General features: G+C 40.1%; 16 protein-coding genes and 1 pseudogene. All 17 read right to left on the bottom strand.

Annotated features, from left to right (window positions below; genetic code table 11):
• Positions 1-413, bottom strand: a pseudogene (locus tag BZG20_RS16105) (hypothetical protein); the annotation flags it as partial.
• Positions 410-2,041 carry an asparagine synthase-related protein gene (locus tag BZG20_RS03470; protein ID WP_077578141.1) on the bottom strand — a complete coding sequence of 544 codons (1,632 nt, stop codon included), beginning with the start codon at positions 2,039-2,041 and terminating at the stop codon, positions 410-412. The pseudogene BZG20_RS16105 and the gene BZG20_RS03470, both read right to left, overlap by 4 nt.
• 36 nt (positions 2,042-2,077) lie before the next feature.
• The gene (locus BZG20_RS03465; RefSeq protein WP_077578140.1) at positions 2,078-2,524 is read right to left on the bottom strand and encodes a hypothetical protein; all 447 of its coding nucleotides are present in this window, start codon (positions 2,522-2,524) and stop codon (positions 2,078-2,080) included.
• Positions 2,509-3,654 (bottom strand): hypothetical protein, encoded by a 1,146-nt coding sequence (locus BZG20_RS03460; RefSeq protein WP_131825340.1) that lies wholly within the window; start codon positions 3,652-3,654, stop codon positions 2,509-2,511. The genes BZG20_RS03465 and BZG20_RS03460 overlap by 16 nt, the downstream gene beginning before the upstream one ends.
• A 156-nt stretch (positions 3,655-3,810) precedes the next feature.
• Positions 3,811-4,350 (bottom strand): acyltransferase, encoded by a 540-nt coding sequence (locus BZG20_RS03455; RefSeq protein ID WP_077578138.1) that lies wholly within the window; start codon positions 4,348-4,350, stop codon positions 3,811-3,813.
• Position 4,351: 1 nt separating this feature from the next.
• Positions 4,352-5,125 carry an oxidoreductase gene (locus BZG20_RS03450; protein ID WP_077578137.1) on the bottom strand — a complete coding sequence of 258 codons (774 nt, stop codon included), beginning with the start codon at positions 5,123-5,125 and terminating at the stop codon, positions 4,352-4,354.
• Positions 5,125-5,814, bottom strand: a complete 690-nt coding sequence (locus BZG20_RS03445; protein WP_077578136.1) for an acylneuraminate cytidylyltransferase family protein — start codon at positions 5,812-5,814, stop codon at positions 5,125-5,127. The genes BZG20_RS03450 and BZG20_RS03445 overlap by 1 nt, the downstream gene beginning before the upstream one ends.
• Before the next feature lie 7 nt (positions 5,815-5,821).
• Positions 5,822-6,817 (bottom strand): Gfo/Idh/MocA family oxidoreductase, encoded by a 996-nt coding sequence (locus BZG20_RS03440; protein ID WP_077578135.1) that lies wholly within the window; start codon positions 6,815-6,817, stop codon positions 5,822-5,824.
• The gene (locus tag BZG20_RS03435; protein WP_077578134.1) at positions 6,817-7,875 is read right to left on the bottom strand and encodes a nucleotidyltransferase family protein; all 1,059 of its coding nucleotides are present in this window, start codon (positions 7,873-7,875) and stop codon (positions 6,817-6,819) included. The genes BZG20_RS03440 and BZG20_RS03435 overlap by 1 nt, the downstream gene beginning before the upstream one ends.
• Positions 7,876-7,885: 10 nt before the next feature.
• Positions 7,886-8,533, bottom strand: a complete 648-nt coding sequence (locus BZG20_RS03430; protein ID WP_241828694.1) for an acetyltransferase — start codon at positions 8,531-8,533, stop codon at positions 7,886-7,888.
• Positions 8,523-9,596: an N-acetylneuraminate synthase gene (gene neuB, locus BZG20_RS03425; protein WP_077578132.1), complete on the bottom strand. Its 1,074-nt coding sequence runs from the start codon at positions 9,594-9,596 to the stop codon at positions 8,523-8,525. Before neuB ends, BZG20_RS03430 begins: the two co-directional genes overlap by 11 nt.
• Positions 9,593-10,270: a PIG-L deacetylase family protein gene (locus BZG20_RS03420; protein WP_077578131.1), complete on the bottom strand. Its 678-nt coding sequence runs from the start codon at positions 10,268-10,270 to the stop codon at positions 9,593-9,595. The genes neuB and BZG20_RS03420 overlap by 4 nt, the downstream gene beginning before the upstream one ends.
• Positions 10,260-11,411, bottom strand: a complete 1,152-nt coding sequence (gene neuC, locus BZG20_RS03415) for a UDP-N-acetylglucosamine 2-epimerase (protein ID WP_077578130.1) — start codon at positions 11,409-11,411, stop codon at positions 10,260-10,262. Before neuC ends, BZG20_RS03420 begins: the two co-directional genes overlap by 11 nt.
• Positions 11,411-12,232 (bottom strand): GNAT family N-acetyltransferase, encoded by an 822-nt coding sequence (locus BZG20_RS03410; RefSeq protein WP_077578129.1) that lies wholly within the window; start codon positions 12,230-12,232, stop codon positions 11,411-11,413. The genes neuC and BZG20_RS03410 overlap by 1 nt, the downstream gene beginning before the upstream one ends.
• A gap of 12 nt (positions 12,233-12,244) precedes the next feature.
• The gene (locus BZG20_RS03405) at positions 12,245-12,667 is read right to left on the bottom strand and encodes a MaoC family dehydratase (protein ID WP_077578128.1); all 423 of its coding nucleotides are present in this window, start codon (positions 12,665-12,667) and stop codon (positions 12,245-12,247) included.
• 32 nt (positions 12,668-12,699) lie between these two features.
• Positions 12,700-13,848 carry a LegC family aminotransferase gene (locus tag BZG20_RS03400; RefSeq protein ID WP_077578127.1) on the bottom strand — a complete coding sequence of 383 codons (1,149 nt, stop codon included), beginning with the start codon at positions 13,846-13,848 and terminating at the stop codon, positions 12,700-12,702.
• An 8-nt stretch (positions 13,849-13,856) separates the two neighbouring features.
• Positions 13,857-15,047, bottom strand: a complete 1,191-nt coding sequence (locus BZG20_RS03395) for a UDP-N-acetylglucosamine 4,6-dehydratase (RefSeq protein WP_077578126.1) — start codon at positions 15,045-15,047, stop codon at positions 13,857-13,859.
• Between the last annotated feature and the right edge of the window lie 3 nt (positions 15,048-15,050).

Raw genomic sequence — 15,050 nt, 5'->3', positions numbered from 1 at the left:
GGAGTGTCTACATCGTTACACAACTCTCTAATTACCGGCTTTCGTTGATACTTGAAGTAAAGAGTTAGGAAAGTTACAGACCAACTATTACCAAAAGTGTGTAAGTAGTCAAAATCATTAGTCCTATTTTTAATATATTGCCAGGAGTAAAAGAATTCCCAGACAGCTTTCGCAGCGACTAAAAACTTCCTTATCATTCCTTTCTTTCTTCGCACGGGGAAAGGTGGTGCTATTCTGTTAACTTCTTTGCCATCAAATATATATTTCTTGTTTCCCAACTCATTGGTAGAGTTTGCAACAACCTCATACTCAATATTATAGCTTGTACTGAGTCGCTTGTATGTATTGTGAGCGCGAAGTCCGGATCCGGAGTATTCTGGCTGATACTTGCTACTAACCACTAATGCTTTCATATCTTTTCTCTAGTCTCTTTAATATAATCTTCTGCATGCCATGAAACATGGTTTCGTGGTTTTTTAAAGATGTCTTTAACCATACGAAAATAAGACGTAGTATCGTGCATGTGAGTCACATCCATCCAATAATTAAACACGGCTTTTTCAAAAAAATGCCATCTCTTTCTACCTGAAGCCCCTAAAAGACCAAAAGGTATTTTGCACATAAATCGTAGTGGTATTACCCATTTAGGGGTGATTGTTTTTTTATTTATTGGAATTTTTTCATCCCAAACGCCACCAAAGTTACTTAAGCAGAGCATGTCTAAATATAACTTTTGGTTTACTTTATACTCTGCAGGAACTTTTGCCCAAAACTCTAATAATTCATTACTCCATAAAGGCATTCTCCAGTCATAGCCATAGAACTCATAAACTTTTTGACCACTAATGACATATTTACTTTGCCTTCCCATCAATTCAGAATACTCATATAAAAGATGATCTTTCTCTCGTTCTTCTGGTAAACCACCAATAGCTAGAAATTGCTTTTCTAGGCTTTTTCTAATATAGCCTAAGTTATCGTTTGTTTTTTTATAGCCCCAAAGCGAAAAGTGCTTATTGAATATTGCTCTGAAAACATTATCGATCCTGTCACTCTCAGCACTCATATGATGATTACGCATGAGCGGTGTTATATGTCCTCCTGATATAAAATCACCACTATTTCCGTTAATAAACACGGCATCGTCATCTATAATCTCTAATTCTTTAAGGTACTTCAATGAAGATAGACTTTGAATGTAAGGTACTGAAGATAGCGTTTCAGAAAAAATTTTATATTTTTGAAAATCTGAGGATGAATAAAATGATTTTTCGCTACTATGAGTAAGGGGAATGAAGACCCATTTAAATCCTAGTTTTTTCGCTACAGATTCTGCTACTGCAGCTTCGAAGTTATTTTTAGAACCATATGAGTAGCACAAAACATTCGTTGCTCCTAGATAATGTAAAATGGATGCCACTAGTCTTGAGTCATTACCAGCACTTAAAGGCACAACAATTTGTCTTTCACCGACGTCTTTGAGTAGCTTATCAAATACGCTACAAGTGACCTCATATAATTCTTTCAGATAAGAAAAGTAAGTTTTACGTTCAATAAACCCAAAATAATAGTAATACTGATGAACTGAATTTGAGTAATGGTTACAATGTAATACTTCACCTGCTTGTAAACGTTTTATATTCCTAAATAGAGTTTTCGAGCCTATAGTGTAGCCACTCATAATGATTTCTAGCTCGGCTAGCTCATCATACTCTGAAGGATCAAAAGGCTTCAACGCATTAACTTCATCCGTTAATGTTATTTCTGATGACCGGCCTGTTGTATAAAACAAGTTATGACTTCCCACTCTATCAGAAAAAGCATACACATTGTGATTCTTTGATACGACAATTGCATAATGGCCATCTAGAGACTTCACATAGTTTATTAGGCTTTCCTTGTCATCGTTGAGAACAGCAAGATCCTTAACTATATCGCTCTTATTTTTCCCATAAAAATATCCTTTCAACCAAAGCTTTGTTTTACATGTTTTATCTTCATAGAACGCCCAGCCATTGCAATCTTTTAATGAGATCTTCAAAGTACATATCCCTCTTAATATCTAATTCTTATCTTTCTACTGAAACTTTTTAGAAAACACACCATCGCTGATATACTTTTTATTGAGAGAAAAATCAAGTTGTTGTACATCAATTTTAGCTAGTCCATTTTCGTAAAAGCAATCGACAAAGCTGACCCGATTCTTCAAAATATCCGCCGCCTCTATTGACAGTAGTTGCCTTTGATTTTCACTAACAACAATCGCAGGTGAGTCAGTTGACAAAACCTGATTAAATGCTGTGGAGTCAATCATTTTAAATATAAAAATCGAGTCCTCTTTGCTTGCAAGATCTTCTATTGGTGTGTCATAGACAAATGAAACAGTCGGATATTTCTTCTCTATCAGCTCTCTATTGTATTTTGCGCCTTTGGGATGGACTTTAAAAATCACTTCATACCCGTCTTTCACCAGTTTTTCCAGTAATGTATTTTCATAACTTATTTTTCTTAAATCGTCATCCACACCATAAAACTGGATGCCTCCTGGACTGCAAGTTCAACATAGATAACTTTCCTTATCTTTTTTGCGTCAACTATATAATGTCGTCCACAACTATTTTCAGTTTCGATCTCTCGCATGGGTTTAAAAAAGTTTTCCTTTAATCTGTTAGAATACTTTTTATTAAGAAAATCAGCATCAATCTTATTAAAAACATAAAAGTTATCTGGTATTTCATATTCGATAAAAAGGCGGGGATCAAACGGGTAGTCTAAATGACGAATTGCTCCAGAATGCATTGTTGCGTTGGTCTTTATTCCCTTTCTTTTGAGCACTTCAAAGATTACCCTAGTAAAGTAGTTGCCACAAGTTCCCGAATAAACCTCTTTAAAATTTAACTTTTTTTTATCAAGATATTTTAAGCTTTCATTGAAATCACGCTCAGCTTTAGACATGATAGAATAGACTATTTTTCTTAATGTATTTTCTTCTTTTTTATCCTCTATAGAAAAATGAGAACATACATTTCTTATAAAAATTTCAATCGCACGAATTATCTTGTCATCGCTACATAGTGTATTCTCTTTATCATTTTTTTTACAAGGGAAAAATAAGCTCTGGTGTACCTTGGTATATTTCACACCTTCTTTTTCTAGATAATCATAGAGCCATGGATTACCATTAAAAACTACAACTCTATCCCCTAAAGCAGAACCGGTGAATAATTTCAAGTTAGAAGCGAATCGCTTCAAATTATCTTTCAATGGATTAACTAAATCTTCTTTGTAAGGTTTAATCAAAGGGAGTGTATTTTCCTCGAAGAAATCAGCAATATAAGAACCAGCAAGGCCATTTCCTCCGGCTCTTTCTACAAAACTCACCTTATCTAAATACCTTATAGATAGTCCTTTAGATAAAATATCTTTCTTAATTTTTATCATTTTTATAAAGTTAGCGATGTTTATTATTAATATTTTTTTACTAATCCTAATAACTGTTCCTACAGTTTGATCATCATCATATATCGATAGAAAACAATATAGATCTTCCACAATCTTTTTGAAATCATCTTCGCTAAAACACAATCCTTGCTGACACTTTTCTTGATAATCAATAGAAGGCAAAGAGTATATATCTAGATAGAAATCTGTCATGTTCATAACTGCTTGCTTAAAGTTTAATGAATATATTTAGTAAGGCTCTATTTCTTTTCGTGTATTAGTTAGGGCTATTTAACCTTGACTCTCTACACATCTACAGTAGTTTTTCAACAAACATCGTATATTTAAAGTAACCTTAGTTCAGATGTATTACAGCCTTTTTTTAACTTTGCAGGGATTGCCAGCTGAAACGCAAAAACTAGGAATGCTTTTTGTAACAACACTACCGGCACCAACTACTGCATTTTGTCCTATTTCCACACCCGGAAGTATTATTGAGTTGGCTCCTACCCAACAACCTTTTCTTAATATCACTGGCTTGACTTCTTGGTGGCCCTGATTCGATATGACTTGATTCGGCTCATCAAACTTGTGGTTCGAAACGTAAATGTGAACACCACTACCAATTAGCACATCGTCTTCAATAGTTATATGTTCTCTATGTATACATGTATCTTTGGAAGCAAATAACATACTTTGGGGCCTGATAGTTACTCGTGAGCCTATAAATATTTGGCTTGCGCACACTGCATAAGCCCCTGGCCTAAACTCTGCATCTTTACCAAACTTTCCAAACTTATGCTTACACAGCCAATATTGAAGCTTAATTGAATGGAGCAAGAAATGTGTTAATGGCATATCAGGGCCTAACCTATCTTCTTTTAACCAAAAGATTATTCGTTTAAACATATTAGATACTAAACCCATCATCAACTATAAGATTTTGACCAGTTACATTGGTTGACTGTTCCGAAAGCAAAAACAGTATAGGCCCTAAGGTTTTTTCTACATCTAGCATACCAGCTCCATACGTTTTATTCTTGTATGCTTGTAAAAACACTTCTGGTTGGTGATCAAAAATCCCACCAGGGCTGACACTGTTAATTCGAAAGCGACTATCATTAACGTAAGAAGCTACATACTTATTAAGATGTAAAATCGCCGATTTTATTGCAGCATACTCTACTGGCGTCGTCATATTTGTATTTTTGTATATTTCAAACTTTGGAGCTACTACACCGTAAATGGATGAAATATTCACTAAAGAAAAAGGATTTTGTTCACGCTTGAAATATACAGCACATTGCTGAGTAAAAAGAAATGCACTCCCCAGATGTAGAGACAAATTCTCGTTAAAACTATCCAAACTCACATCAAAAAAATGCTTACCATAGGTTTTATTGCGCGGGTATGTGGTGTTGACGGCACCGTCTATCTGATCATCCTGTTCTTCAAAAAAGCGTTTCACACTTGCTTCATTCGTGATATCTAATTCACTAAAAGTGAGCTTTCCCTCTAGAGTGTTAACGCCTAACGCAGCTAAACGTTCACGCATTGGATCTAGGCTAATGTCCGCCGCGATAACTGTTGCATTTTGTTTAAGTAAGGCCGGGACTAAATGACTACCCAAGAGCCCACCAGCACCAACAACCAAAATAGTTTTATTGCTCAATAGGTTTTCCATTATTTGCTAGCCCCCATAATGACTTCTGCCAACATAAAATCGTAAATATCATCGATATCTACAGCTCGCTCTTTAGGTACTTCAATACTGGTTACAGTACCAGAAAAAATGCCGTAGTTATTCAGAACAAAGTCGGGAGTAGAAACATAAGCAACTGTGGTGATATCAAATACCTCAGGCGCATCTTGTCGACGAGTTACGTCACTAATTGGTTTGTTAACGAGTTCTACCATCCCTGAGCCTGTCTGCTTGACCATATTAAAAAACGGACTCCGGCTAGCTGGTGTAACGGAGATACACATATTGGCTTTTTCGGTTACACGTTTAGTGATTGCATTTTCGACATCGTCAATGCTTCTTAACGGACTGGTTGCCGGTAAGCTAACAAAACCTTTAAATTCGCCATGGTGCTCATTGACCCATTCTATCGCATGACGCCAGGAAAGCCATTCTGGGCTCGTGTCATTTGCCAGTACCTTAGGGCGGTCAATGACAATTGCACCGCCTTTTTTAGCTACTTCAGCAATCTCAGCATCATCGGTAGAGACAAATACTTGGTCAATCGACGGAGCAGCTAGTGCAACATCAATTGAATACTGGATCAAAGGCTTACCTGCCAATGGCCTAATATTTTTGCCCGGCAACCCTTTAGAACCGCCTCGAGCAAAAATGAAAGCATGATTTGTCATTAGATAATTATCCTGTTATCTCATCTGACGTTACAGTAATTGGATAACGTCGTTTTATTTGTTCGATCAAAGTGATACTTTGTGCAGCCTCGGTAAAAGAGACGGTGTGATTAGGTTTGTCGTTAATCAACCGAATAAAATCAGAGACCATTGTTGTATACATTTTATTTTTGTCCCACGTTGGCTCGCTATATAGCACCTGATCGCCTTGAGTAGAGACGAGGCGGATTTCATTGCCAATTAAATCCCACTCTAGTACACCTTTGCTACCAACAAAGCGACACTGTCGATACGGTTTACGCTGTAAAAAATCTAGGTGAAGATGTACAACCGCTTGTTGGTCAGTGCTAAGCAACATATCGGCACTGTCTTCAACGTCTAACCCTAACTCGTCACCACGACGTAAAATCGCGTGCTCTAATGTAAGTTTGCCAAGTAACCATTGGGCATAATCTAATTCATGACTAAGCTCAAGTAATGCACCACCACCTAAGTCTGACCTTGCAGAGACACTTTCTCGGTAATCTTTGTTTGGACGCCAATCTGGTAAATATTGGCCAACCTCGATATGAGCATGATAGAGCTGGCCCAAGATGCCAGAGTCAAGCAATCTTTTCATCTCAACAGCAGAAGACAAATAGCGCATACAGAAACCGACTGCTAATGGTGTCTTATTTTGATTCGCAGCTTCTTCTAGTTGCTTTAGATCATCAAGATTTGACGTCACTGGCTTCTCAATAAGGATAGGGATTCCAACTTTAATGAGGGGAGTTGCATGTAAGGCATGAAAAGTCGCGGGTGAAGCAACAATCACTAATTGAGGTTGCTGTTCAATTAAAGCATCGATAGAAGCGACTATATGATCAGCATCATTCACAGGCTCTTGTGGTATCCTGCCACTGGCTGACATCGCATAGAGCTTTGCATTCGGAAAAAGCTGTTTTAAATTTCGGCGATGACGGATAGCGATATTACCCAAACCAATAACTGCAATGCGTTCCATTAATCTAATCCTATGGTCTGAATATCCACTTGTGCACGATTAAAATCATCCATCCGTCCAATATCTAACCAATACTCGTGAATTGGAAACATATAAACTTGATTGTTCTCTTCCATATGTTGCTCTAAAAGAGTAGGCATATCGATATGTTGATTTTTCGGAACTGATTGAACCACATGAGGTGCCACAACATAAATGCCCGCATTGACGAAAAAGCGCTGAACGGGCTTTTCGACCATACTCGTCACCTTGCAATGCTCACCTTCGATAACACCATAGGGAATTTGGTATTCGTACTCCCTCACACACATGGTCGCATCGGCGTTGTTGTCATTATGGAACGCTAACAGTCGCTCAAAGTCCACATTGGTCAATACATCACCATTGATCATAATCAGCGGAAGGTCGTTAGGTAAGTTATTTGGAAGTAAACCTAATGCGCCTCCAGTCCCCAAAGGTGACTCCTCGTGGACATAAGTGATATCCACCCCTAACCACTTACCATCGCCAAAGTGCGCGCTGATCCGCTCTGGCATGTAATGAGTCGATATATAGAAGTTAACAAAGCCCGCTTTCGCAAAATTACGGATGACAGTTTCCAAAATAGGCTTATCACCCACTTTTAACATCGGTTTTGGGCAATCATCGGTTAAAGGTTTTAAGCGCGTGCCAAACCCCCCGGCCATAATAAAAACAGGATTTTGATAAACAGGCTTTTGTGGAGCATTGAGTAACGCTAAATCAACTAGCTGCTCTTCACTATTCAGCAACGGGATTGACAAAATCCCTTTCTCTTGCATTATTGCTTCTAATTCAGCGCGTGGCGTTGAGATAGGTGCTGTTGTCGGTGATGGATTCATGACTGCCGTGACCAAGGAATCCAAGGTGACATTTTTGAGTAACCCGCGACGAATGTCACCATCCGTAATGACACCCACAAGGCGGTTATTAGCTTCTACAACTAAGGCAACACGTAGCGCTTCGCTATCGATGATTTGTAATGCGTCTTTGATTGTGCTGTTTGTTGATATAAGGGTATTTTGCCAGCGATAACTCATAAAGAACCTTTTACGTGTACTTTTCAGTGCTTCGAATAGGGTAATGTGTGGCTTCTTTATCCAAGCACATCGTCAAGGTCGCCCCCGCAGCGACAATTGCATCATTTTTAATACTAATATTTTGCAAAACCGTCGCGTTAGCACCGATAAAAACGCCCTCATCGGTAGTCACTTGCCCACATAGAACCGCATTTGGCGCAATGTGGTTATGTGCCGATATGTAACAATCATGTTCAACTAGCGCGCCCGTGTTAATGATCGTGTTCTCGCCGATCGTCGCGCCTGTTTGAACAACTCCTCTGGTTAAAATCTGCGCACCTGACGCGATGCTTGCGTATGGGGAAATGTACGCATCATTAGCGATGACCGTTTCAAATTCATACCCTTGCGCGGTGTAACGCTGGTATAACTTTTGACGTAGCGGCGATCGAGGCAAAAAACCAATACCGTTAACCAGTTTTATATCCGCAGCTGAAAACTTATCGATGGCATCGTCACTCTGAAAATACGCAACACCATCAAAAATTGGCCGTTCGCTTACGTCATCGGGACTGATCACTGCGATAATTTCACGCCCTTGCCCCATTAATATGTCAGCTAAAACACTTGCATGCCCGCCACCACCAATCATGATAAGTGGTTTCTTTTTATTCAACAATCAAATCTCCGGGCTGGTAATCTTGACTTGCCTCGCAATCGAGCAAGTCCCAATATCGATAGGGGGATAGACCCGTACCAGGGCGCTTGATGGTGACATTGCCTGAACTAAAAGCATCACCCGCCGATATAGCTTGGCTCGCCACCAAGCTTTTTCGCGCGACCGCTTTATTTTTGGACTCCGACACGGTAGGAGACTTAACCCCTGTGCCAAGTGCCGCTTCGACATTTCGGATAGCATCAACCATATTACCAAGCTCATGCGGCTCCAAAGACGCTTTATGATCGGGGCCTTCCATATTTCTATCTAAGGTAAAATGCTTTTCGATCAATACTGCACCACGTGCAGCGGCAGCAATCGGAATCGTAATCCCTTCACTGTGGTCAGAATAGCCAGCCGATAATCCAAAGGCATGACCGAGAGTATCCATTGCTCTGAGATTAATTTCCGTTACCGGTGCAGGATATTCAGTGGTGCAATGTAAAATAGTCACTTTCTCCCTCAGCGCCTTCTGCCCTGCTTCTGACGCATAAGCCTGCTGAAAAGCCGTTAGCGATGGAATGGTATCAGTGGGTGCAGTATAACCAAACGCAATCACGCCCAGCGCCATCTCAACCTCCGATAAAGTTGACATGCCGGTTGAAACAATCAGATCACAACCGGTCCGCGCATGCTCCAGCACCAGTGGCGCATTTGTTAATTCACCAGAGGGTAACTTGAGCCGCTTTAAACAGATGTCATTGACAAGAAAATCCAAACTTTCAGAATCAAATGCCGTCGAAAGAAACTCGATACCCAACGATTTGCAATGCTGAACTAACTGGTGATGGGCTGCATAGGAAAGTTCAAGCCGGCTCAACATAGAAAGTTGCGACTCTTCCTTCTTTATATTAGCGACTTGATAGTCAGCCTGCACAGCATGCTCTGTCACGAGACTTTTTGCTTTAAAGGTTTGAAACTTCACAATGTCTGCACCGGCTTGGTGTGCAGCGTCCACGAGTTGAAATGCTAGCGCTTCATCACCATTATGATTGACACCCGCTTCGGCAATAATTAGCGTCATAAAATCTCCTTGATTAACATAAAGGCTTCTGCTGCTTCAGCATTACATTGAGTTCCGCGTACACAAGCTAAAGACTCAAGGGCTTTTCGTGAGCGAGGAAACGGAAAATCAGCCACTTCAGATTCAAATATTTCTAGGATATCTAGCTTTTTCTGCAAATATGGTGTTATATCGACAAAAACATTGGGACGAAATCCCCCATCTTCTGGCTTAGTGCCAAAATCTGTCTCCGACATGGTTTCATACGCTAAAACTTTTTTGATAAAAGGATAGCGGAATGATTTAGTCGCTGACATCACAGCATCAAACACTATTTCATGATCACTATGAGCGTCGTTGCGATAAACAGTAAATACAATATCAGGTCGTATCTCACTAATTAAACGACTTATAGGACCAATGATGTCACTCTTGGACAACATCTCCAGTTTTGCTGGTGAAAAATCTAATTCATGTCTAGCGGAGAATGCATATTTTTGATGAACCTTTTGTATTTCAGATTTTCTTTTTTTTATTTGTGAGTCTGAAAACCCTGCCTCAGCAGTCATTCCAGTGACAAGTAGCCAATGAACTTGATGGCCTTGCTCAACTAGCTTTAGGATTGTTCCCCCACATCCTAATGTTTCGTCGTCAGCATGAGGAGAAACAATTAATACCGCCTTATCAWTCAACATACAGTGGGTCCTCATGTTTTTTATATAAAGTAGAAAAATCTATGGTCTTTATAAGTTCAACAGCTTTATCCGTCGCATGTCCATCGCCATAAGGATTAGATAATCCGCGAATAAATGATAAGAAATTTTCGTCTTTGACTTTCTTGAGAGCATCTTTCACTTGATGCAAATCAGAGTCTGTAAAAATAACATTTCCCGCCGTCAAACGCCCACGCTGCCTCAGGCCAATATTAATGCATGGAACTGGTACGCTTGCAGCCTCAAGAATACCCGCCGATGAATTCCCGATGATTAAATCACAACATTTAAACAACTGAACAAATAAATCTCTCGGTAAATTCCCGTACAAGGAAACATTTACGTCGTTAGAAACCTTTTTAAGAGCTTCCCTAATCCCTGAATAACCAAAATCACTATTTGGTAAACCAACAAAAACATGATAACCATTTTCAACAAGCTCATAAATAACATCGTTGACAAGGCTTGGAGCTATTTCTATTTCACTATCAACCGGATGAAAGATAAAAATAGCGGCCGGCCTTGTAACTCTATGTCCTGCAACAACCTCTAATATATCTTCGCGAATAGGTACCTCTTTAAATTTATCTAATGCAACACTTCCAATGTTAAAAATCCTGCTTGGTGGCTCACCTATCTTAAGCAGCCTTTTTTCATGCTCTATAATGCTAACAAAATGGCAAGTTGACAATTTAGATACCGCATGTCGGATCGGATTATCTATATGTCCATCACATGCATGATCACCACCGAAAAAATGAATAGTAGGAATTCCTAGATAGCCACCAAGAAGAGCTCCTATCATAACGTCTTCTCTATCACCAGCATAAATTATTAGATCTGGCGAAAATGAATTAACTATATCAATACTCGACAGTAATAAAATCGAGGCACTTTTTAATCTAGCTGAATTAGAATCAGAGTCAACCAAGCTGTCAATTTGACATAGGATATTAAGGCCATCACTCTTTATATCTTCCACAGTTAGGCCGAACGATGGTGAATTATGACAACCTCCCACTAAAAGACGGAGCTCTATACCAGGCTCTTTGTTTAGCTTCTTATAAACATAACTCATTAAGTCATATTCGGAGCGAATTGATGTTATTGCTAAGATCTTCATTAAAAAACATCCGACATACACATTTGAACATTGAAAGAAATCTCATCCTCCATGTTAAATGCTCGGTACCCAAACCTATATGGAAATAATACATCCATATCATCCTCATTCTTTATATCAGAACATGGTGAAATTATATTCACAGGCTTGTCTGGTTGAAATCCAAACAAATCATTAACTGTATCATAGTACATAAGATCATATGCATTATTTATTTTCTTTACACCAATTCCATAATGAATATCCCAAGTTTGATTCGGTTTATTACAGCGCCACTCTTTAACTTTTTTTTCTGACATATCAAGCTGAAATGAACCTGCAATCTCTGCTTCCTGTATAAGAGAGCATTGAGAATGCCAATCATTAGGATGAACCTGTCTTACTTTATATTCATCAGGTACTATCCACCCCAACCTTTTCCTAAATCCTGCTATAGAATTATTGTTTGGAAATCCATACACAACGCTTGGAGTTTTATTTGTCTCAATCTTACCATATACTCTTTCGGCTAGTAATTGGAAAAGGCCAAACCGGCGAAAGTCAGTTGATACCATCGTTGTCATTGACAAATATCCAATGAGATTTTTTTCTTTATTTGTTAGCACCTGAGGTATAACAGCATAATGCCCAATAACTTTTCCATGAAACACAGCTAGAGAAACTATTGGTGGCCCACATGGGTTATCCAGATATGCCCACTCCCATAGTTCTTTATCTAACTCTTTTCCAAAACACTCAGAAAAAAGGGATTTAATTTGAGAAAAAAAACTCACCAGAACATCTATGTCATTAACATCTATGTATTCTATTTCACCTTTCATAATCAGAACTCTTTAACTTTGTTTTTTTAAATTCGGGATATATATTTCCGCACTACCAGTAATCACTTTAGAATTGCCGACTTTGCAATACGTATCAAAATAGACTCGCCTTCGTTCTAAATCTATATCTTTAACTTTTACATAGGCCGTAACTGTATCGCCTATATAAACTGGTTTTCTAAACTTAAGGTCTTGAGAAACATATACACAGCCAGGACCAGGAAGTTTCATCCCAAACAAAGCAGAAAAAAAACTTACACTAAACATTCCATGTGTAATTCTTTTCCCAAACCTTGATTTTTCCGCATATAGCTCGTCCATATGGACTGGATTTCTATCACCAGAAATATTTGCAAAGTTCTTTACATCAGCTTCTGATATTGTCTGAGAATAGGACTCAACCATACCAACTTTAATCTCTTCCAACATGTACATAATTTACTCTCTTTTGTTAGCTCTTTGGTGCTTTAGTCACTAAATGTTGGGAAACTGGGTAGATTAATCAGGTGCGCTTCAATCAATTCTGACTGTGTGAGATCGCCACATAACGCATGCTTAAACATCGGTAATCGGTGCATTAACTGCCAGATAGGCCGTGTCATTACGCCAGCGTCGTTCGTCTCAGAAAGCAATGTATTTCGGGTTTCCTGATCAGGACACAAAATCGCGTTTAACCAATAGTTTGATGAGGCATACGCAGGCTCAGTAATAAACCTTACATCACTATTGGCAAAAAAGGCTTGATACTGCTGAGCAAGCTGCCGTTTTTTGGCTAAATAGCTTTCTAACACTTCCATTTGTGCGCAGCCTAGTGCTGCGTTCAAGTTTGGCATCCGATAGTTAAACCCTGGTTCGTCGTGATAAAACTCATAAGGATGCGGCACTTTGGCTGTTGTGGTGACATGCTTCGCGCGCTGGCCAAGAGTCTCATCGGCGCACAGCACCATACCCCCGCCACCGGTTGTAATAATTTTGTTGCCATTAAAGCTGAGTGCACTGCACTGCCCAAAGGTGCCAGTATGTCTACCTTTGTAGTATGAGCCTAGACTTTCCGCTGCATCCTCTACTAGCGCGATGTGCCACTTTTCACACACCGCCACCAGCTCATCAAGCTCAACGGGATGGCCAAAGGTATGCATCGGCACAGCCGCTTTAATGGTCTGTTTTGTTTCTCGGTGAATACAGCCTTGCTCGGTTAATTCAGCATGTTCTTGTAAGTAGTGCTCCATGGCTTTTGGACAAAGTCCTAAGCTAACGGGAGACACATCAATAAATAACGGCTCTGCGCCCATGTGATAGACGGCGTTGCAGGTTGCCACAAAGGTCAGGGCTTGCGTGATCACCAAATCGCCACGTGTCACGCCAGCAATATGCAATGCCGTATGCAGCGCCGCGGTACCGTTCACCGTTGCGACAGCGCGGAGGCTCCCGGTAAAACACGCGACACGCTCCTCGAATTGCGTCACATATTTACCAACACTGGAGACAAATGTACTGTCGATAGTGTCGGCCACATAGGCCTTTTCATTGCCATTAAATGTCGGGGCATGAAGCGGAATAAATTCATTGGTTTGGTAGAGGTCCCGCACAAACTCAACTAACTGATCAGACGCCATGGTGCACCTTACATTTTTCCATCTAAGTATTTACCTGTTTCTTTATGCCCAAAGCCCGGGATCATCTTAAAAAACAAGGCAACAATGTCCGCTTTCGTCCACGACTGTTGTCGCTTCATCTCGCCGATCTCTTCTTCAAAAAGGGCTAACAACGCATTTTGATAATGTGGTTCATTTTTTATGATGCCCAGATGTTGGAAACGGGCCATATCTAGCGTCTCGTTATCAGTGAAAAACTCTTCAAAGTCCTTCTCACCCGTGGTGTCGCTCTCAGTAAACAGGCAAGGCCATTTACCTTGTGCAGGAAGCGTCTTCGCAAGCGCCCGCGCTTCTTCTTCACTGTCGCACAAGTGAGGTTGATAGCCTCTATATTCTAGGTACTTAACCGCGATATCGGCGAAAGAGATGAGGTGTAAAGACTCACTCAACTTGGGGAAGAAGATGTCGCGATTTTCACCAAAAATGCACGACATTAAGCAAAGCTCACCAGACTCCTGCGGCGTCACGAAATAGCGCTTGATATCGTTGGGGGCGACAATGGGCTGTTTTTTGAGCAACCGCTGATTAAAGCCATGAAGCAGGGAACCGTCAGAAAATGCGACGTTGGCAAAGCGTGCGGTTGAAATGGGGAGCTTTTCACTGCTACGCATGAGGAACATTTCCATAATACGCTTTGATGCACCCATCATATTAACTGGGTTGGCGGCCTTATCGGTCGAAACGCAAAAGTATTTTTTTGCCCCCATTTTAGCCGCTTGATCAACAGTTTTATTGGTGTTAAACACGTTAGTTTCGATCATTCGCATCAACGTGAAAGGATCTTTTTCACTCCGAACATGCTTCAGTGCCGACAGGTTCAAGACGTAGTCGTACTGACCGTCAGCTTTAATAAATGCATCATACTCCAGCGAGCCAATATCAAGTGCGAACGTTTGGAAATCACCGGTGATATAGCCGATTGCACTGCGCACATCTCTTACCAGCTCAACCAGATTGTTTTCACTAATATCAACAACATGCAGCTTTTTAGGATGACGCTTGAAGATTTCTTTAGTGACCGCTTGCCCAATCGAGCCTGCGCCACCCAAAACGAGAAAACGCGATGAAGCGACAATCCGCTCAAGTTCAGCGCTTGCGCTTTCTATGTCTGAGGAAAAAAGCGCTTCCTCACGACCGATGAGTTGTAAAATGTTATCCATTCA

The organism is Salinivibrio sp. IB868 (genome assembly GCF_001995655.1).
GTDB lineage: Bacteria > Pseudomonadota > Gammaproteobacteria > Enterobacterales > Vibrionaceae > Salinivibrio > Salinivibrio siamensis.
Note: the sequence above shows the minus strand (reverse complement) of the source record. Positions and strands in the feature narration are given on the sequence as shown.